16 protein-coding genes are annotated in these 20,093 nt (G+C 48.8%); 6 read left to right on the top strand and 10 right to left on the bottom strand.

Features of this window, described 5'->3' with window-relative positions; all coding sequences use genetic code 11:
* Nucleotides 1–32: 32 nt before the first annotated feature.
* Both ACKFKH_RS18655 and ACKFKH_RS18650 read right to left on the bottom strand, forming a co-directional pair.
* Nucleotides 33–1,886: an MASE1 domain-containing protein gene (locus tag ACKFKH_RS18655; RefSeq protein WP_446859836.1), complete on the bottom strand. Its 1,854-nt coding sequence runs from the start codon at nt 1,884–1,886 to the stop codon at nt 33–35.
* A 413-nt stretch (nt 1,887–2,299) separates the two neighbouring features.
* Entirely contained in the window at nt 2,300–2,848 is a 549-nt protein-coding gene (locus ACKFKH_RS18650) for a PadR family transcriptional regulator (protein WP_446859835.1), read from the bottom strand.
* Nucleotides 2,849–2,981: 133 nt separating this feature from the next.
* On the opposite strand from ACKFKH_RS18650, the gene ACKFKH_RS18645 reads away from it, so the two are divergent.
* The 6 genes from ACKFKH_RS18645 to ACKFKH_RS18620 all read left to right on the top strand — a co-directional run bounded on the left by ACKFKH_RS18645 (nt 2,982) and on the right by ACKFKH_RS18620 (nt 12,041).
* Nucleotides 2,982–3,443: a methyltransferase family protein gene (locus ACKFKH_RS18645; protein WP_446859834.1), complete on the top strand. Its 462-nt coding sequence runs from the start codon at nt 2,982–2,984 to the stop codon at nt 3,441–3,443.
* A gap of 33 nt (nt 3,444–3,476) precedes the next feature.
* Nucleotides 3,477–4,679 carry an ABC exporter membrane fusion protein gene (locus tag ACKFKH_RS18640; protein WP_446859833.1) on the top strand — a complete coding sequence of 401 codons (1,203 nt, stop codon included), beginning with the start codon at nt 3,477–3,479 and terminating at the stop codon, nt 4,677–4,679.
* Between the two features lie 9 nt (nt 4,680–4,688).
* Nucleotides 4,689–5,861: an ABC transporter permease DevC gene (devC, locus tag ACKFKH_RS18635; protein ID WP_446859832.1), complete on the top strand. Its 1,173-nt coding sequence runs from the start codon at nt 4,689–4,691 to the stop codon at nt 5,859–5,861.
* A 9-nt stretch (nt 5,862–5,870) separates the two neighbouring features.
* Complete coding sequence (locus ACKFKH_RS18630; protein WP_446859831.1) at nt 5,871–6,584, top strand: DevA family ABC transporter ATP-binding protein; 714 nt, start codon at nt 5,871–5,873, stop codon at nt 6,582–6,584.
* Between the two features lie 237 nt (nt 6,585–6,821).
* The gene (locus ACKFKH_RS18625; protein WP_446859830.1) at nt 6,822–10,763 is read left to right on the top strand and encodes a CHAT domain-containing protein; all 3,942 of its coding nucleotides are present in this window, start codon (nt 6,822–6,824) and stop codon (nt 10,761–10,763) included.
* Nucleotides 10,764–11,297: 534 nt separating this feature from the next.
* Nucleotides 11,298–12,041: a DUF928 domain-containing protein gene (locus ACKFKH_RS18620; RefSeq protein ID WP_446859829.1), complete on the top strand. Its 744-nt coding sequence runs from the start codon at nt 11,298–11,300 to the stop codon at nt 12,039–12,041.
* Between the two features lie 200 nt (nt 12,042–12,241).
* Here the strand turns inward: ACKFKH_RS18620 and ACKFKH_RS18615 are convergent, their stop codons facing one another.
* From ACKFKH_RS18615 to cax, 8 genes are all read right to left on the bottom strand, one after another.
* Complete coding sequence (locus ACKFKH_RS18615) at nt 12,242–12,622, bottom strand: hypothetical protein (protein WP_446859828.1); 381 nt, start codon at nt 12,620–12,622, stop codon at nt 12,242–12,244.
* Nucleotides 12,623–12,738: 116 nt separating this feature from the next.
* Complete coding sequence (locus ACKFKH_RS18610; RefSeq protein ID WP_446859827.1) at nt 12,739–13,404, bottom strand: hypothetical protein; 666 nt, start codon at nt 13,402–13,404, stop codon at nt 12,739–12,741.
* A gap of 302 nt (nt 13,405–13,706) precedes the next feature.
* Entirely contained in the window at nt 13,707–14,570 is an 864-nt protein-coding gene (locus ACKFKH_RS18605) for an SDR family oxidoreductase (protein ID WP_446859826.1), read from the bottom strand.
* A gap of 387 nt (nt 14,571–14,957) precedes the next feature.
* On the bottom strand, nt 14,958–15,314 hold the full coding sequence (locus ACKFKH_RS18600; RefSeq protein ID WP_446859825.1) for a hypothetical protein: 357 nt from the start codon (nt 15,312–15,314) through the stop codon (nt 14,958–14,960).
* Nucleotides 15,315–15,446: 132 nt separating this feature from the next.
* Entirely contained in the window at nt 15,447–15,974 is a 528-nt protein-coding gene (locus ACKFKH_RS18595; protein WP_446859824.1) for a DUF2231 domain-containing protein, read from the bottom strand.
* A gap of 76 nt (nt 15,975–16,050) precedes the next feature.
* Nucleotides 16,051–16,782: an LmeA family phospholipid-binding protein gene (locus ACKFKH_RS18590; RefSeq protein ID WP_446859823.1), complete on the bottom strand. Its 732-nt coding sequence runs from the start codon at nt 16,780–16,782 to the stop codon at nt 16,051–16,053.
* Nucleotides 16,783–16,996: 214 nt separating this feature from the next.
* Nucleotides 16,997–18,370, bottom strand: coding sequence for an ATP-binding protein (locus ACKFKH_RS18585; RefSeq protein ID WP_446859821.1), 1,374 nt, complete (start codon nt 18,368–18,370; stop codon nt 16,997–16,999).
* A 414-nt stretch (nt 18,371–18,784) separates the two neighbouring features.
* Complete coding sequence (gene cax, locus ACKFKH_RS18580; protein WP_446859820.1) at nt 18,785–19,891, bottom strand: calcium/proton exchanger; 1,107 nt, start codon at nt 19,889–19,891, stop codon at nt 18,785–18,787.
* Nucleotides 19,892–20,093: the final 202 nt, after the last annotated feature.

The raw sequence follows: 20,093 nt of genomic DNA, 5'->3' as shown, positions 1-20,093 counted from the left end.
TCCCTCATCCCTCATCCCTCATCCCTCATCCCTCATCCCTCATCCCTCATCCCTCCCAAGGGCAGCCTCACCGTAAATCGTGCCCCCTGTCCCTCTCCGGGGCTTTCGGCCAAAACCGTGCCGTTGTGGAGTTCGACGAGTTGACGGACGATCGCCAGTCCTAGACCCAACCCGCCATACGATCGCGTGGTGCTGCTGTCTTCTTGCCGAAAATAGTCAAACACATGGGGCAAAAAGTCAGCCTTGATTCCTTTACCTGTGTCGCTGACAACGACTTGAGCAAATGAGGTTAAAGCCTCTGGCGGAAACTCTAAAGCAGGAAGCTCAATTCTCTCCAGACTCACATTGACTTGTCCTCCAGCGGGCGTAAACTTCACCGCATTTGAGAGCAAATTCCAGACGATCTGCTGCAACCGATTGGGATCACCTCTGACTGGGCCGATGGTTGAGTCAAACTGCGTCTCGATCGCAACCGATTTGGCTTCGGCAGCAATTCTCACCGTTTCTAACGCAGCCAGAATCACATTGGATAATGACACAGACACAAAATTGAGATTGATTTTACCGCGCAAAATTTTTGAGACATCTAACAGATCTTCAACCAGTTGAGATTGCAATTTTGCATTGCGCTCGATCACTTCTAACGCATGACTGGTCGCCGCTTCGTCAAACTTACGAGTCCGCAGCAAACTTGTCCAGCCCAAAATCGGATTGAGGGGCGATCGCAACTCGTGAGACAAGACGGCTAAAAATTCGTCTTTGAGGCGATTGGCCGATTCGGCTTCTTGTCGGGCTGCTTGTTCGCGAATGAGCAATTCATCTTTGTCAGCATTCGATTGTTCTAATTGAGTATTCGTCGCTTCGAGTTGTTCCATTAGGGCGACGCGGGCTTGATATTCTCGCCCCTTGACCTTTTCAACCGCTAGAGCCACCTGAGTTGCAGCCCTTTGAGTCATCGCAATGCCCATCAGCAAACTCACCCCACACTGCATCAGCAAACTCAACTTGTGAACGTACAACACCTCCGCACTCACCGGAAAACTGGGCAGCGCGATCGCATTGGGATAAGTCGTCAAATAAGCAACCAGCGTAGCGAACACACAAAAACTCGCCGTCAACGTGCCGCCCACCACGCCAAATCGAGTCGCCGCCCAAATAATTGACACAAAATTGAGAAACGAAAACTGCTGAAACGAAAAGCCTGTTCTAGTCGTTTGAGAAACGGTGAGAAACGCGGTACTCGTACTAAAGATCAAAATTACAAAAATTTCTGCCCAATCGCGACGATCGCGCAACCGACGAAAGCTAGCTGCCTTTCTGGGAGGATCTGTTTCGCCAATCAGATAGCCCGATTTTTGTAGCAGCGGGGTCAGCAACAAGAGCGCCGGGGGAGCGATCGTCATCGTTCCGATCGCGTTGCCCAACCACCAATACGAAATGCTTTCTGGCAAGGTGTTTAACGACATTTTGCCCAAGGCTACGAGTGACAAACTGCCTACGATCGCCGAACTCAAACAACCCATTACGGGAGCTGCCAAAATAAATGCGCCTGCTTCTCTCAAATCGGTTAAGAAGGGTGACCCACGCCAGCAGACTCGATACAAAAACCAGGCGACGAGCGGCTCGGTGCTATCTGTCCAACCGACAAGCTGCGCCCAGCCGTGATTACCCCAAAACGAAGCCATCAGACAAGACACCAGCCCCGTCAAGACAATTCCCGGTAGACCCAGCCAGATTCCGATCGCCACCGCCACCCCCGACGGAGGAAACCACAGCGAAACCGCAGGCTGGACGCGAAACAGCAGGGCTGTCAAATGCGCCAAAATCAGTGCGATCGCACACAGTAGGAACGTTAGCCATCTGCGGTTCACTCTTTTGGCTTGCATCGCCCTGTCGCACCTATGTAAATTGCAACACCCAACATAGGGCAAATGATGCGAAACAGCACGTATCTTCTGAAAGATTTTTGCAGTTCAAGGCTGATTAGTGTATGTGTCGATGAGGTTTTTTCGCTGCGCTGCTTGTCCTTTTGCCTCCCAACCCCCAGTTTTTAGGGACTTTAAGATCAAAGCTGGCGGTTAAAAGAACGAAGTCTGCAAAGGCAACCCAAATCGATTCAAAGGTTCGCTAATCCGCGAAGGCGAATTTTGTTCTTTAGCTGCGGTTTCAACCGCCTATCGAATTCAGATTAATCTCTAGGCTCAAAGCACAGTTCTATTCGGTTGAGCCGAGTCGAAGCCTGTGGGTATATTCTTTGCTGAAAATTACCAAAGACCGCTGCGTTAATCATTTCGACTGCTTAATGTTTTACAGCCTGCTCGATCGCTTGAAGCGCCTCGTCACACCAGGCTACCCACTCTTTTTGATAACGAATGCCGCGACGAATAATTAGATGCATATAGAGATCTTTGAGGTCTAGCGAATCGAGCTGTTGGGCAAAATGCTGATCTAACTTTTCGACCTGTTGCACCATCTCAACATGTAACTGTCGCCGTCGTGCAATTTCACGAATCACCACCTGAGAGGGCACTAGATGACCCGCTAGCCCCATCACGCCTAGATCTTCACGGATGGCTGCGGGTTCGCAGGGTTTGATTAGCCAATCGAGCAGTTCTTGTTGACCTTGCTCTGTGATGGAATAGATTTTTTTATCCAGTCGTCCTGGTTGAGGAATAGCTTCATAAGTAACGCTGCCTTGCTGTTCTAGCTTGGTGAGCTCGGCATAGATCTGCTGCTGACTCGCTTTCCAGAAGCAACTGCCAAATCCCTCGGCAAACTCTTTGGCAACGTCATAGCCGCTGAGAGGTTGACGAGACAGGAATGCCAGGATGGTGTGCTTGAGTGCCATAACCAAAAAACTACTTGACGGATTCAATAGATTAAGTGTACCTTAGTTTTTGTATTCAAATAATTGAGTAAAAAAACTAGAGTAGTCTGTCCTCACAGTCTCTTTCTCGCCCAACTATCTCAGGAGTTAAACCATGAATGCTCTAGATCACAAAATTCCGCCACCGATAGTTGTCGTACTTGTCGGAGCAGCAATGTGGGTAACTGCTCAGTCCGCGCCTGAGTTTGAAATCGAAGAGAATTTGCATTTCGTGATCGCAGGCGTGATCGCCTTGTCAGGCTTTACTGTTTTAGCGCTAGGAATTGCGGCATTTCGTCAGGCTAAGACGACGATCAATCCTGTGAATCCCGAAGCGGCATCCTCACTTGTGACTGGCGGCATTTACTGCCATACACGCAATCCCATGTATGTTGGCTTTGCCGCTTTACTGGTGGGTTGGGCTGTGTACTTGGCGGTTCCGTGGGTACTTCTAGGCCCGATCGCATTCATCCTCTTCACCACGCGCTTTCAAATTATCCCTGAGGAACATGTGTTGAATGCAAAGTTTGGACAAGCGTACAGCGAATACAAAGAGAAGGTTCGTCGATGGCTCTAGACCTGTTTGAATGCAAAAACTTGAGGTTAAAAAATGGAGTCATCTATGGTCAACATGAATTGGGGAACGAAATGGCGATCGCCCCGCCGAAGCGCAATGTTGGGATTTGGTTGTCTACTGCTGGTTGGCAGTGGCATGGCCTATCGAATGAGGTTGATTCATCCAACTCAGCAGTCGATTGTGGTAGCTGCTGCCCCAACGGTTGAAACGGTGTCTGCTCTGGGGCGATTAGAGCCAGAAGGTGAGGTGATTCAGGTATTTGCGCCCACATCGTCAGAAGGGGCACGAGTTGAAAGCCTCCGAGTCAGCAACGGGCAGCGGATTCGTCAGGGAGATGTAATTGCAGTTTTGGATAGCTATAAGCGGCGGCAGGCCTCCTTACAGGAAGCCCAGGAACAGGTGAGCGTTGCCCAAGCTCAGTTGGGTCAGGTAGAAGCGGGCGCGAAATCAGGGCAAATTCGAGCACAGGCACGAGTCGTCGATCGCCAAAGAGTTGAATTGCAGACCGAATCTGAGGCGCAGGAAGCCACGATCGCTCGGTTGGAAGCAGAACTTCGTAATGCACAACTGGAGAATCGACGGCATCAGAGGCTTTATGCAGAAGGCGCTGTCTCCGCATCTTTGCGGGATAGTAAGCAATTAGCTGCTGATACAGTTCGACAACAACTTAACGAGGCACAGGTGAACTTGAGCCGAATCCAGCGATCGCGGCAGCAGCAGATTTCTGAGGCGCAAGCGACGCTCGACCAAATTGCCGAGGTGCGTCCGGTGGATGTCAAGGTCGCACGATCACGAGTGGCAGAGGCGCAAGCCAGAGTATCACGGACACAGGCAGAACTCGATTTGGCGACGGTACGATCGCCCCAAGCTGGACAAGTCCTCAAAATCCACGCTCGTCCTGGAGAACTGGTCGGAAGTGAGGGCATCATCAGTCTGGGACAAACTCAGCGCATGGTGGCAGTGGCAGAAGTGTATGAGTTAGATATCAATCGCATTCGAGCAGGGCAAGCCGCAACCGTGATTAGCAAGAACAATGCTTTTCCAGATGTGCTGCACGGCAAAGTCGTAGAAGTCGGACTAGAAATCAATAAAAAAGACGTGTTGAATACTGATCCGGCAGCACAGTTTGATGCGCGAGTGGTGGAAGTAAAAGTGCTGTTAGATGAAGCGTCTAGCCGTCGAGTTGCTGGATTAACTAATTTAAGTGTGCAAGTCTCCCTTGATGTCAACTCTTGAGGCAATGACATGACTGCAATGACCCCCAAAAAGAAACCGCTGTTTCTCTCCTGGTTACAGTTACGCAAAGAACGGGCGCGTTTGCTGGTGGCGATCGCTGGAATTAGTTTTGCCGATGTGCTGATGTTTCTGCAAATGGGCTTTCGGGGAGCATTGTTCAGTAGTGCAGTGGAATTCCACAATAGCTTGAACGGTGAAATTGTCATGTTAAGTGGGCGATCGCGGTCTTTGATTTCCCTCGATCGATTTACAGAGCGCCGACTTTACCAAGCCGCAGGCATCACAGGGGTTGCGGCAGTCAGTCCGATTTACCTGAATGCGATTCAGTGGCGTAATCCTGAAAACAAAGAGATTTGGGACATCTACGCAATTGGGATTAATCCAGAACATCAGGTTTTGAACATTCCGGGAGTCCAAGCCAACCGTGAGAGACTGCGCCAGCCAGATACCGCTTTGTTTAATCTGGGTTCTCGCAAAGAATTTGGCACGATCGCTCATCGGTTTCAGACCGGAGAAACCATCATTACCGAAATCAATGAACGCCAAGTTCAAATCCAAGGCTTGTTCAAACTTAGCCCCACATTTGGCATCAATGCTTATCTGATTACGAGCGATATCAACTTTTTACGCATGGCTCCTTTCCGACAAGGAGGACTGGTTGATGTGGGTGTGATTAAACTTAAGCCTGATGCCGATGTGCAAGCGGTTCTAGCAGAGATGCGATCGCGCTTGCCCAATGATGTCAAAGTAATGACGCGAGAAGATTATGCCAAAGCCGAAGTTGCTTTTTGGAACGCTAGTACACCCGTGGGCTATACCTTTGATTTAGGCGTAGTGATTGCCTTTATTGTCGGCGCTGTGATTGTTTATCAGATTCTTTACAGCGATGTCACCGATCATTTGCCTGAATATGCCACCCTCAAAGCGATGGGGTTTCGCGATCGCTATCTGCTCATCGTTGTCTTTCAAGAGGCTTTGATCCTGGCAGCCCTGGGATTTATTCCCGGTACGCTGATTGCTTTAGGCATCTATCGGATTACGAATATCGCTACAATGCTGCCGATGGCAATGGATGTGGGACGAGTGGTGTTTGTTTTTGTGCTGACGGCAATCATGAGTTCGCTTTCGGCTGCGATCGCAGTGCGTAAGCTGCAAACGGCTGATCCGGCTGATATTTTTTAGGAGTTGAGCATGGTTACAAATTTATCTGAACCTGCCGTCTCGATCGCTCATCTGAATCATTACTATGGACAAGGTTCACTGCAAAAGCAGGTTTTGTTTGACATTAATCTGCAAATTAATCGTGGCGAAATTGTCATCATGACAGGGCCGTCAGGTTCGGGTAAAACAACCTTGCTGACATTGATGGGAAGCTTACGATCAATTCAAGAAGGGAATTTGAGCATCTTGGGACAAGAGTTGCTTAATGTTAGTAGAGAACAGATGACTCTGGCTCGTCGTCATATCGGCTATATTTTTCAAGCGCACAATCTACTAAACTTCCTGACTGCCTATCAGAACGTTGAAATGGCGTTGGAAACTCAAGAGGTGACTGCTGTCGCTGCCGATACCCGAATTCGGACTATTTTGAGCGCCTTGGGACTAGAGCATCGGATGGACTACTATCCAAGCGATCTATCAGGTGGACAAAAACAACGAGTGGCGATCGCCCGTGCTTTGGTCAGTCAGCCTAAAATTATTCTGGCAGATGAACCAACGGCTGCACTCGATAAAAAGTCGGGACGAGATGTGGTGGAAATTATGGAAGAACTCGCTAAGGAGCAAGGCTGTACTATCCTACTCGTCACTCACGACAACCGCATTCTGGATCTTGCCGATCGCATTATCTACCTAGAAGATGGGTGTTTAGTGAATCGCTCTGATGTTGCTGCAATTGTTCAATAGACTTCCTGCACGAATCATAGATGCCCTCCGACTAAAGTCGGGGCTACAAGAGCAAAGTGTGCCTTCGCACACTAAAGAGGCGATTTTAACCGTTAGTCCACGGAGGTGGACTTTGTTCTGATAGCAGCGTTGCCGAAGGCTCTTGCGAAGCTAACATCAATCGCCAGGTATTCATGCAGGAGTCTGATAGAGTTCTCAGGTGTCGAATTCAGATTAATCTCTAGTGGCTGCGATCGCTTGGGCAAACTGAAACAGGATTTAGCCAAAGCAGCGATGAAACAGATTATGCGTCTCTCGATTCCCCTTCTCGTTTTGGGGCTTTCTTTTGCCTCACTCAACGCCCACGCCCAATCGATCGCCCCCTCCAGCGACGGAACGGGAACAATCGTCACCCCCAACGGCAATCAATTAGACATCACAGGCGGAACGCGATCGGCGGATGGCGCTAATCTATTTCACAGCTTCAGTCAGTTTGGGCTAAACCAAAATCAGATTGCCAACTTTTTGTCGAATCCCACAATTCAAAATATTTTGGGACGGGTCAACGGTGGCGATGTCTCGATCATTAATGGACTGATTCAAGTCACGGGCGGCAGTTCCAACCTATTTTTGATCAATCCAGCGGGCATCATTTTTGGCGACAGCGCTCGATTAAATGTTCCAGCTTCCTTTACTGCCACGACTGCAACTGGGATTGGCTTTGGTTCAAATTGGTGGAATGCTGCGGATACTAACTACTCAGCCCTACTCGGATCGCCCAACGCCTTCGCTTTTACCCCTCAGCCTGGTGCGATCGTTAATACAGGCAACTTGACCGTCGGACAGGGGAATCTCAGCTTGTTTGCAGGCACGATCGCCAGTCCGGGTCAGCTTTCTGCACCTCAAGGGCAAGTTTTGCTGGCGACGATTCCGGGTCAAAGTTTGATGCGGCTCAGTCAGGTGGGCAGTTTGTTGAGTCTCGACATTCAGCCGATCGCGACCACGGGACAGAGCCTACCGATCGTCACCCTTCCCCAGATGCTCACAGGCGGCGCAGGCGGCAACGCCACAGGCTTCACCGTCACGAATGGACAGGTTCAACTCACCGGGTCGGGCTTTGTGATTGAGAATGGCGATATTGTTGCCAAAACCGTCACCGCCGAAACTGCCACCCTTGCAGCCAGTCAGACCTTAACCCTGATCGAAAGCCAACTGCAAACGACGGGAGCGTTAAATCTTCTGGCAAAAGACACCGTACGAGTGCGAGACAGTTTGACCAATCCATTTCTGGCACGATCGGGCGGCAATTTGACCGTGAGCGGCGATCGTGCGATCGACATTCTGGCGCTCAATCACCTCAGACAGACTCCTTTTGTTAGCGGCGGCGACCTTAGCCTGATCAGCGATGGCATTGTCTCTGGAGATGCCCACTTTATCAGTCAAGGACGATTCTCGATTTTGAATCTGAGCGGCGGCGGCGGCAATTTTGTTAGCTTATATGATCCGATCGTCAGCGCCGATGGAGATGTCACCTTTGGCAACTATACGGGGGTCGCGCTCAAAGTCGAAGCGACAGGCAGCATTACCGCAGGCGACATCACCATCACTGGCCCAGATGTTGACCTGGCTTCGATTTGTCTGACTGCTTGTTCCCCCGATGCTCAAATTTTGGCTGACCTGCCTGCCGTCATCTTGAGAGCCGGAGTCACGACCCTTGAAGAAACCGCTTTTGGATATCCTGGAAGCGTCTTTGGCAGTCCACCTGTTGCGTTTGGCTCTACTGACTTTGGGAGCGGTTCACCTAGTACGATCGCCAGCATCACCACAGGCAATATTCGCACAGAGAAACCCTCAAATCCGTTTGGCGGGCCAGAAAACACAGTGATTCTGACGGCTCCGGGCGACATCACAACGGGAGCGATCGACACCTCTGTCACCGGAACTGCGGACAGTCGAGCGGGGAGTGTCAGCTTAACGGCGGGACGCGACATTCTCACGGGAGCCATCAACACCTCGACTAATATTGCAGCGTTTGTAGACGGCTCGAACGCTGGATTTGTGACGCTACAAGCTGGGCAAAATCTCACCTTTGAAAGTATCACCACCAGCGCCCTTTCTCAAAGTGGAGCGGGGACGGGCGGCAGAGTCAGACTTCTAGCAGACAATGGTCAAATTCGAGGGACAGGATTTGTCGCAGCTTCTCCCACAGATACGATTTTTACGCGATCGACCAACGCCACCGGATCAGTCGAAATTCGTCACGATGGCGGCCCCAACAACAATCCCTTTATCGTCGGAGACGCAACCACCAACGGCACCGCAGGCGGCATCTCAACCAACAATGTGACGATCGCGCCCACCACCATTTTTGAATCTGTAGGCACGATCGATCAAGGCAATCCTGCTGCCGATGGCGTTCGCTTTGTGTTTAACAATGTCGCCCCCGGCATTACCGTCAATTCAAATCTACCCGACACGCCAGAAAATCAGCCCGTCACCCTCAGCCTCAGTGATTTGGCTCCGACGGCAACCGATGCTAACAACGATTTCACAACGATTACGGTCGCGACGATCGCCCCCGGTGCCATTCTCAACGTAGACGGGATTGAACTGCAACCGGGCGCAAACTTTCCATTGGGTAGAGAAACCGGGACGATCGAGTACACGCCGCCTCCGGGTACAACGGGTCAGATTGTGGCTTTCACGCTGGCTGCCAGCGATCGCATCTCTAGTTCAGTCCCGGTGCCTGTGAGTGTGACGATCACTTCAACATCGCCGCCTCCAACCACACCGCCCGCTGAGCCAGTTCCCCCAACGCTTCCCGAACCCGAACCTACCGAGCCGATTCTCAACCCACCCACGACACCAGAAGCCGCCAAGCCAGATTATCCCGATGATGTAGAAGCCGAACCCGCCGAAGAACCCGAAGCCGAAATCGCTGCCGCAGACAACCCCTCCGGAGCGATCGTAGAAGTCGATCCCTTTGTCAGCGAGATTGAGGATTCTCTCACCGATACGTTTGAAACTTACCTCGGCGAAAGTGATGTGCAGGCTGAGACGCTTCCCGAAGTGCGCGATACGTTGAGCAAAGTCGAACGGGCGACGGGGGTAAAACCTGCGATCGTGTATGCCTTATTTGTCCCATCCAGTCTGGCTCAATCCAGTGACCCATCTACTAAGTCAGACGGTCAACAAAAGTTAGGTGCAAGCCCCCAGCAAGACAGCGATGAGCTAGAACTGTTTGTCGTCACCTCCACAGGACAGCCGATTCGCAGACGAGTCCCCGGAGCCACCCGCGCCACCGTTCTCAAACTAACTCAACAGTTTCAGCGAGAAGTCTCTGACAGCCGAAAGTCTCAAACCACCAGCTATTTAGAATCATCCCAAGTGCTCTATCAGAAATTAATGGCTCCGATCGAGTCCGATCTGCAAACTCGCAAAATTACCAATCTAGTTTTTGTCACCGATCTGGGACTGCGATCGCTGCCTCTAGCTGCCCTACACGATGGCAAAGGATTTTTGATCGAGCGCTACAGTATCGGCATGATGCCCAGTCTCAGCCTTACCGATACGCGCCTGGGTGACATTCAGAAGAGCCAGATTTTGGCCATGGGAGCCTCTCAATTTAGTCAGCAAACTCCACTTCCTGCCGTTCCCCAAGAAATCAGCGCCATTTCTAATATTTGGAAAGGTCGAACTTTTCTCAACGAAGGCTTTACCCTCAACAACCTCAAGACTCAGCGCCAACAACAACCCTTTGGCATCATTCATCTAGCCACTCATGCAGAGTTTCGATCGGGCCCTCTCGGCAATTCCTACATCCAACTCTCAGATACTCAGTTGCGGCTTGATCAGATTCGTCAGCTTGGCTGGAGCAATCCACCCGTCGAACTGCTCGTCTTGAGTGCTTGCCGCACTGCGTTGGGCGATCAAGAAGCCGAGCTAGGATTTGCGGGGCTTGCGGTAAAAGCGGGAGTCAAATCAGCACTGGCTAGTTTGTGGGCGGTCAGTGATCAGGGGACGTTGTTGTTGATGACGGACTTTTATCAGCAGTTAAAGAAGACCCCGATCAAAGCCGAAGCCCTACGTCAGGCACAGTTGAGCCTTCTCAAAGGACGGGTCAAATCGGAGAGTCAAACCACTTCTTTTGCTCACCCCTACTACTGGGCATCCTTCACGATGATTGGTAGCCCCTGGTAGAGGATCTACCGTGCATACATAAGTCAATTGATCTGTACTTGCCGTAATCCTTCGCCCCCTAAATCCCCCATTCTGGGGGACTTTGAACGCTGATCAGGGTTCTAAATTCTGGAAGCCTTTTTTGCTTAAAGTCCCCCAGAATGGGGGATTTAGGGGGCTGAAGCCGACTAGAACGAAGTGAGCATGGACTTGTGTGTACACCGTAGGGTAGAGGAGGGAGGAGGGAGGAGGGAGAACTTCGATGGTCTGTTCCCCGTTGGGGTAATCCGCTGCGCGAGGAGGGGTGAGGGAAATCTTGCTCTAAAGTCCCTCAGAATTAGCAGTTTGGAGGGCAGAAGATGTAAACACCGAAGCGAAAAACCTTCATCAAATTCGCCTTGCTTACCATTCAGCTTTTATTAGGTTTATTTGAAGTCATTAGCTCTGAAGTTGAGGGTCTGTGAGCGTTTGGGGGCACTCTTGCTGTATCGATGATCCTAAAACGAATCGCCCCCTTCATCTCATCAAAGCGAAATTCTTTACCTACCCATGACTATGAAGATTCTTCTCAGTGCTGCGATCGTTCCTCTCTCACTTGGATTTGCTCTTTTCTCTAGCTCGTCTGCGACGGCTCAATCCCTTAAGCTGACGGATGCCAAACCGACGTTGATCAGTCAAGCCTTCAAGCCTACCAAACGGGGTGCACCCAAAACGACAGCCGGGGGAGCCACTCGCGGATCTTGTCGTCCGGGCGGTCAACCTTTAACGGCACTGATGCCTCCCGGAAATCTGAGTTTGACCGTTGCGCCACGCCCTACTTTTTTCTGGTCTGTGCCCAAGACAGCTATTCAGACGGCTCAATTTCTCTTGCTGTCAGACAACGACACGAAGATTGTTTACGAAGCAACGCTGCTCTTGCCTGCGGCCGGAATTGTCGAATTTACGCTCCCCGCAACTGCTCCCGCGCTCGAAGTGGGCAAACAGTATCACTGGTATCTGACGATCGCGTGTAGTCCTGATGCGCCTGATAATGGATTGCGGTCTGAAGGTTGGATCGAGCGCACAAAAATAGAGCCAGCGTTATCTCAGGCGTTGAAGGTGTCAAGACCTGAACAATATTCCAAAATTTATGCAGAAGCAGGCATTTGGCACGAGGCACTAACCGTTTTGGTTAATCAGCGACGCACCAATTCTAAAGATCCCAAGGTGATGGACAATTGGAAGAAACTGCTGGAGTCAGTTGGGTTAAATCAGGTTGTGACTCAGCCTTTGGCAGGGAGTTCTAGACCTAGGGGATGAGGGATGAGGGATGAGGGATGAGAGCGATTCATTAACTTGTTAGCTTTAGCATTCCTCACTTCATTCTTAATGGTTACGTTTCGCTGTTCACATAACATTGCTGTTCATATAAAAAGGTGGCACCAAGCTGTTAACTTCGCACCACCTATAACCTTCACCTACAAACTTAGGAAAACTGTTTAGACAAACTTGAAAACTGGTTAGAATGGCGCGATCGCTCTAAATTCTGACTCTAGGGCATCTAGAAGTTGCTGGTCGCAGCGCTGTTTGGCCATCTGTATCCGATGGGTGAGACTACGCTGAATGTTGGCGTTGTGGATGTGCCCGACTTCTTGCAAGATGTTAAGAGGACGATCGACGGTTCGTACCTTTCGGGACTCAGAACAGGACTCACGACCAGACTTGTTAGTAGCCAAACCCTTGATGCTGTCGGCTGGCTGAGAATTGGTGGGGAGGTTTGCACCCAGTGCGGTATGACACTGCCAACCACCAACCACAAAAGGGCTAATCAGTTCGCTTTCTCTGACTTCCAGAGTAGGGGCGTGGAATTGATAACTGGCGCTGCGGTGAGAGGGTCGCATAGGATAACACTGGACTGGGATTCCGAGATTTCTGTAGTATAAGCTACCGTTTGTAATTCAAGTATCCAACTTTAGAAAGATTTAGGCAAGAGGAAATCCCGCAGATTTAAGTGTTTCTAATCGCCCAGACGATGATTTGCACAAACGCCGCTTGAATCCCACTGCAACTCAGCCAACAGCAGCGAACTAAACCCGATGAGAATGCCAGTGGTCAAAAATTGCCAGCCCCCAACGTAGGGTAGAGCGGCAATTCCTAGAAGATGTACGAGCGCTACGAGGAAAAAGGCCCGCGATCGCATCTTTAGCCCTGTATACAGGTAGCCGAGTGCATTGAGTCCTAGCCAGAGCGTGCAGAGTTGCGCCAAGACCTGTCCCCAACCGAGAAAAACGCTCAGGTTAGTTAGTACCAAACCTCCAAGCATCAAGATGACCCAGGCGGCAATGACTTGATTTAACGGCTCGATCGTTGTCCAGCGGCGGGCAAGTTTGACCATGATTGCAGTGCCGATGAGCGTCAGTCCTGACCAGAGAATGGCTTGAGTGCCCCAGTCGATCGCGGCAAACTGTGCGGTGATGAAAATGATGGCTGAGATTAGCCCCCACAATAGACAGGCTTGATCGATTCGAGTATAAAAAGTTGACAAAACTGTCGTGTCACCTAGCTGCCAGTGAATGCGCCACAAACCCGGCAGATCTTCGATTTCAAAGGCAGAGTGTTTGCGACGAATTAAAGGTGTTTTTAGATCAAAAAAGTCATTTTCAAATCGGATTGTCTGAAACATGGTGAAGTATATTTTGACTATTCTTTAAAGTGGATGCGTTTCTTTTGGAATTTGTTATTCCCTTCAGCGTACATTCATCATTGCGAAATAGCCAGGGCGGTCACTCTATCAACTGAGGCGACTTCAAGAGTTCTTTGCTCTATCATCAGCTACAGATCAAAAACAAAATTTACCTATTTTGAGAGATCAATTGCGAGATTTTGTATCTAAAAAAACGAATCGGAACGGCAAACAAGACCAGCCCCGATCGTTCTTATAAATCTCTAGCGTTTCAGCGAAATAACTGTCAGCTTTTCATCACTTTATCCGTTTACAATTTCGCCACCATTGGGGTGCAAGATTTGACCCGACATGTACGAAGAATCGTCAGAGGCAAGAAACACATAGCAAGGAGCTACTTCTTCTGGCTGGCCTGCTCGCTGCATCGGCACCTGTTGACCAAACTTCTCCACCTTCTCTTCTGGAAAAGTCGAAGGAATTAATGGAGTCCAAATCGGCCCCGGCGCAACCCCATTTACTCGAATTCCCTTCTTCACAAGTGACTGAGACAGGGAACGTGTAAAAGCTACGATCGCTCCTTTTGTAGACGAATAATCGAGCAGTTGTTGATTGCCTTGATAGGCGGTAACAGAAGTCGTATTGATAATAACGCTACCTGATTGAAGGTGAGGCAAAGCCGCTTTCGTTAAAAAGAACATCGCAAAAATATTAGTGCGAAAGGTGCGTTCTAACTGCTCGGCGGTGATGTTTTCAATGCTTTCTTGAGGGTGCTGCTCGGCGGCGTTGTTAACCAGAATCTCCAGGTGCCCAAATTCAGCGATCGTCTTTTGAACTGCCTGTTTACAAGTTTGCTCGTCACCCAAATCTCCAGGTAATAATAGGCAGCGTCGTCCTTCTTTTTCGACCATTTTTGCGGTCTCTTGAGCATCATCATCTTCGTTGAGATAAGCGATCGCGACATCTGCGCCTTCTTTGGCGTAGAGAACGGCCACCGCACGACCAATGCCGCTGTCGCCCCCCGTGATCAGAGCCACCTTGTTGAGTAACTTTTCACTTCCTTTGTAGTGAAACCCCTGGCTACGGGGCAAGGGTTGCATTTCAGACTCTTTTCCGGGACGTTGATCTTGATGTTGAACAGGCTGTTGTGTTTCTGCGGTTTGAGACATGAGATTTCTCCTACTAAATTGTTTGGTTTGTTATGGGTTTGATGAAGTTGAATTAGCGCGAATTTGATCAAACGCTTCGCTAATTGTTAACCCAAAACTTCTCCTATATCCCCGCTAAAGGGAAGAGTTTGAGCCGATTTTGTCCTAAAGTTTGTCATTTTGTAGAGGACAAAGAATCTAGACGATGAAGCGAAAGAATTGACTCAAATTTAGATGAGATCAGACAAACAAAAATCCCAAAAATAAGCTTCTTGGGATAATAGTGGGGAGTTGTATCGCAGATTCATTTAGGTGGATTTTAGGAGAACAAGATGCTCACATCTGATCAAGTTCTCCCTTCCTTTCTATCTGCTAATCACCAAAAAATTAGCGACAAGCTAGAGCGATTTAACGCCAAACTTGTTCTCCATCTTCGTTCAATCTTGCCATACGAATCATGTCCGAAATCTCTTCGGCATCTTTGACATGGTGTAGTGGCTTCTTCTCACCCTCTGGCGTTTCAAAAACAAAGTAGGTCGGAACCACAATGTGATCACCCGTAATATCAGGAGCATCTACAGCCACCTGTTGAGCCTTTTCTTCGAGCGATTTCGATTCGTCAATGCGATCGCCAGGATTGCTCGCCAAATATTCTTTATCCAACTCTTCTCTGTGTGCTCGTTTTTGCTCTGGATCGACCTCTTGGGGAGTCATCGGTTGGTTGATTCCAGATTGATTATCAGCAGGTTTTGAGTCTTTGTTCATAACAGTTACATCTCAAATTTCATGAGTACAAGTATAAAAAAAAAGAGGCGCGATCGCCTCCTTCAAATGAGTGAATAATTGAGTACTCCAAAAGCAGGAGAATTGAGCCTCTAACAATCGAGAAGTAGACTCCTACGGACGATGCTTTGGCCCATAACCAATAACTGCAACCTTGTGACGATAAATCAGTTCTGCACCGTACCATCCTGTAATTGCAATCAGCGTCGCTACAATCAGCGAGAGGATCAATCCAGTGGGCAAAATTGCCCCAGTTTGATTGCCCCATCTCAGCCAAAAGCTTGCTGCTGAAATTACCAGAGCCGCTACGTTTCCGGTCATGTGGGCCCAGCCTGCACTGTGTTCACGAACGCGATCGATTTTCACAAAGTCGCTCATTCCAGTCGCCGCAGCCACCAATCCTGAAACGATCCCGGCTCCGATTAGCCAAAAAGAGGCTCTTGCCCAAAAGGAATCACTGGTGAGCCAGTAGCCAACATCAGTGCCCAGAGCGCCCGTGAGAAAAGCGATCGGAAACGTGACTAACAAAGGGTGAAGGGGATGGCCAGCGATCGCAACGGTACTGGGGACACCGCTATCTCGATATTCTGCCTCATCCGCCTCAATAATGGGAGGAATGCTAGGGGTTCTTGCGCGTGTCATAAGGGTCTCCTGTGGGGTGAGAAAGTGAGGTTAAATAGTTGCTGTCGGCTTTGAGAAAATTCTCTTGATAAGTTGATCACGAGGCAGAAAATTGCTCTACATGGGCTTCGCTTTCCAGGGTTAACTTTCCTGGTTGAGTGTCCAATTTTTTAAGTTTTAAAGCCATACCTTCTAGCTCAAAGTTTCGGAGATCCAGCAGACTCTTAGCTTGTTCTAAAAGCGCGTTTGTCAACTCAGGAGGAAGGTCTTGTCCTTCTGTATAGTGCAAATCTTCTAATAGGACTTGCTGACCATCTGAACTGACTTTAGGAACTGCCGTAAAAGCAACTCGCTTTCTCTCTTGCGTGTCCTGTAAAATCACATCAGTACTCAGGGCGATTTTGCCTTCTCCAGGTAGGCCAAATTCAACTTTTTGGGTGTCTACTGTCGCAACTTGACCATTGACATGAACATCCAAATTTTGCATTTTCTCACCAATAAAATCGGATTGAAAAGCACGATTAATATCTGCTTCTGTCAAAACAACATAAGCTTCCGCTTCGGTCGGATGGTTTAACTCAATCTTGCCAAAAGCAGCACTCAACGGATTAATCGAAACGCTTCCAGTATTCACCTGCATTTCTTCAATCCGGAGGTCTTGCTGCATGACCATCCCTTCTGCTTTGATAGAAACTGAATCAACCGCTCCTGAAACTAGCTTTAGCGGATCGGTTTCAATTTCCACATCCAATTTTTCGACCTCATCTAGTTGGCTAGAAATTCCCACCTCTGCAACCTTATTGAGGGCTTGCTCTCCCAAATCGGGCATCTGATCGCTCCTTTGCCTATCGTTTTATGGCGATACTTTAAGACATCACCAAGACAAACCGAATCTACAACGCGATAGAGAGGCGGAGCGATCGTTCTCTACCTTTAGAGCAAAGAGCGGCATCATTGAGAACAACTGAGTTTAATGTGAATGCGGTGCAAAATTTTCGCTTCGGTATCCAGCACTTCCGCTCCCCCAAGCTGCCAATTCTAGTTTAGTTCAACTCTCTAGCCTTTCTGGTTTGGGCGGGTAGATCTGTCAAATAGCGAGGAAGCTCAACCAAAAAAGTCGATCCCTGCCTCAGTTGGCTCGCAACGGAAATTTCTCCCTCCATTAGATCCGTTAGTGCTTTGGTGATGGCTAACCCCAGTCCTGTTCCGCCCTGGCAGCGGGTCGCAGTCTGGTTGATTTGTCGAAATTCTTGAAAGATTGACTTGAGATCTTGGTCAGCGATGCCAATTCCGGTGTCTCGAACGGCGATCGCCACTCGATCATCTCGCCACACTTCCACTTCGATCGTGACCCATCCCTGGTCTGTGAACTTAATCGCATTTGAAAGCAGATTGGCAAGAATTTGTCGAACTCGCTTGCGATCGTTAACAATCTCTAATTCTTGAGGCAAATGGACTTGTATTTGAATATTTTTCTGATTTTTTCGCGGTTTCAGGTCTTCGACTAGAGTTGTCACAAGCTCACATAAATCAAATGATTCTAAGTGAAGTTCTAATTGTCGCGATCGTAGTTTTGAAAAGTCTAAAATGTCCTCAATCAGCGTCAGTAAATGTTGACCGTTTTGAAAAATTCGCTCGATCATCCTCAAGTGCTGTGGCTCAAATCGATGGTGAAATTGGCGCAGCAGAAGGTTTGAAAATCCCAGAATTGCATTCATTGGAGTGCGTAATTCGTGAGATATCGTAGCGATGAATTGTGATTTTAAGCGATCGGCTTCAACCAATTCCAGATTTTGAAGCTGCATTTGTTGAAGTTGCTGCTCCATTTGTTTGCGAGCCGTGATGTTACGCGCTAGCCAACGAAGCGCGATCGGGCAATTTTGACAATCTTTAACGACTGATATCGTCAGCGCTGCATCAAAAGAAATTTGGTTGTTAGTGATTAGCTTGATTTCCCATTCTTGAATGCGATCGACCGTCTGTAATTGTAGTAGCAACGATCGAAAAGCTTGCTGATAATCTCCACGCACAAAACTTTCTAAAACCTTGCCAACCAAGCACTTTGAGTTTAGGCTAAAAAGCTCTGATGCAGCCTGGTTTGCTTCTTGAATCTTGCCGTAGATATCAGTAATTAAATAAGCATCAGGAGCAAATTCAAATAAGTTTTGATAGCGGTGATACTCAGTTTCTAGCGTCTCCCGGACGTGGTTGAGGTGCTCATTTTGTTGATAGAGAACCCCTTCAGCGGCCCTCAGTTCTTCAAGGGCAGTCGAGAGCGCCGCCAAGTAACCAAGTAGGCTAGATTGTCCAACAGAGTCCTCACTGACGGCCTTATACAACTCAGCTTCACGCTGTTCTATTTGCTCTAAGTGTCTGACGATTAGGGTGCGATCGTCTGTATTTCTTTGTTCATCCATGTCATTGCCCAATACAAAAAATTGCTCTTTGACAGGAAAAAATGTGTTCAGATCAATTGCCTGAAAACAGTTTTAGAACTTGCCTCTCAAACGGAATTAAGCGTGAGAAATTAATTGATTACTGATTGATTACAGTGAGTAGCAAATCGTTTTAGTTAGCGTTTTACTTCCTTCTGGAGAGGCTAAACAGTTAATCAATTTCTGTTTTTTAATGAATTTAATTCAAATTCAGCAATCTCTATTGAATTAGTAAATTTTTATTAAATTCTTACTCGTTTCTGACAGTTAGATTGTTGCAGGGCTGTAATCATTTGCAATCCGCTTTTGGGCTGAGATGAGGGAGTTTCTAAGTAATCAACTTATGAATGAACTTATGAATGAGCTAATTTCTCCCTCGCTTCTCAGCTTGTTTAATTAATCGACTGGATGAAAGTAGAAGGCTAATCCCAGCACTACGTAGGCAGCAAGTAACAAAGTACCTTCGAGCCAGTTCGATCGCCCATCAGAGCTAATCGAATTGGTGATCAAAACTGCCACCGCAACGGCGACTAATTCAAATGGGTTGAAGTTTAAATCCATTGGTTTTCCTAAAATCCAGCCCACGATCACGAGAAGCGGAGCGACAAACAAGGCAATTTGCAGACTCGACCCAACCGCGACTGAGACGGAGAGATCCATTTTGTCTTTCATGGCTACTGTGACCGCTGTTGCATGTTCCGCAGCGTTGCCAATGATCGGCAGCAAAATCACGCCCGTAAATAGGGCAGTCAATCCTAATTTAGAGGTGGCTTCTTCTAGGCTATCGACCAGAAGTTCGGACTCGATCGCCACCAGCAGCGTGCAGGCTAATAAAACTCCCACCCAAAGCCAGAGATTGACGGTGTGGCGATCCGTTTCTCCGGTCAGGTTGGCGGAGGCGATTTCGACAACTTCCTGTTCTGCGACCCCGGCATCATAGAGATAGGTGTGGGTTTTCATAGAAAACAGCAGTGTCAAACAGTAAACAGCAATCAGCACAAAGGCAACCGAAACGGAGAGTTTCTGAATCGTCAGGTCACTGATCCCCGTTGAGGTGTAGTTGACCGCTGTCGGCAGCAATAGCGCAATCACAGCCAGATTCATCGAAGACGCATTGACCCGCGCGACGATCGGCTGAAATTCCTGTTCTTTGTGGCGCAGTCCTCCCAGCAGCATCGATAGCCCCATCACGAGCAGCAAGTTACCAATAATTGATCCCGTGAGACTGGCTTTGACGACATCGATCAGTCCCGCGTTAAGGGCAACCAGGGCAATGATCAATTCCGTTGCGTTGCCAAAGGTGGCATTGAGCAGTCCGCCCAGGGTGGCTCCCACGACGACGGCAATTTCTTCGGTGGCGGTGCCCATCCAGGCGGCCAGAGGTAGAATCGCCAAACCTGCCGTGACAAAGACGACCAGCGATCCCCAATGCAGAAAGTGAGCCGCGATCGACACAGGCACAAACAGCAGCAGGAAAATAAAAATTAGATTTTTGACTGACATTAAAACTTCTCAATCGGTGAAGGGAGTTCGTCGGGATCTAGAATACCTAGTCGATCGCAACGCTTTGTAGGAAATTGCTTCTTTTGATTTGAGCCGTCGGTTTGAGGCACCAATTTGAGCCAGACAATTTGAGCTAAACAATTTGAGTTACAAATCCTTTCGAGGTCTGAAGCGATCGTAAAGTCTTGTACAAAACTCTTAA

Source organism: Phormidesmis sp. 146-20 (assembly GCF_052939475.1).
Note: the sequence above shows the minus strand (reverse complement) of the source record. Positions and strands in the feature narration are given on the sequence as shown.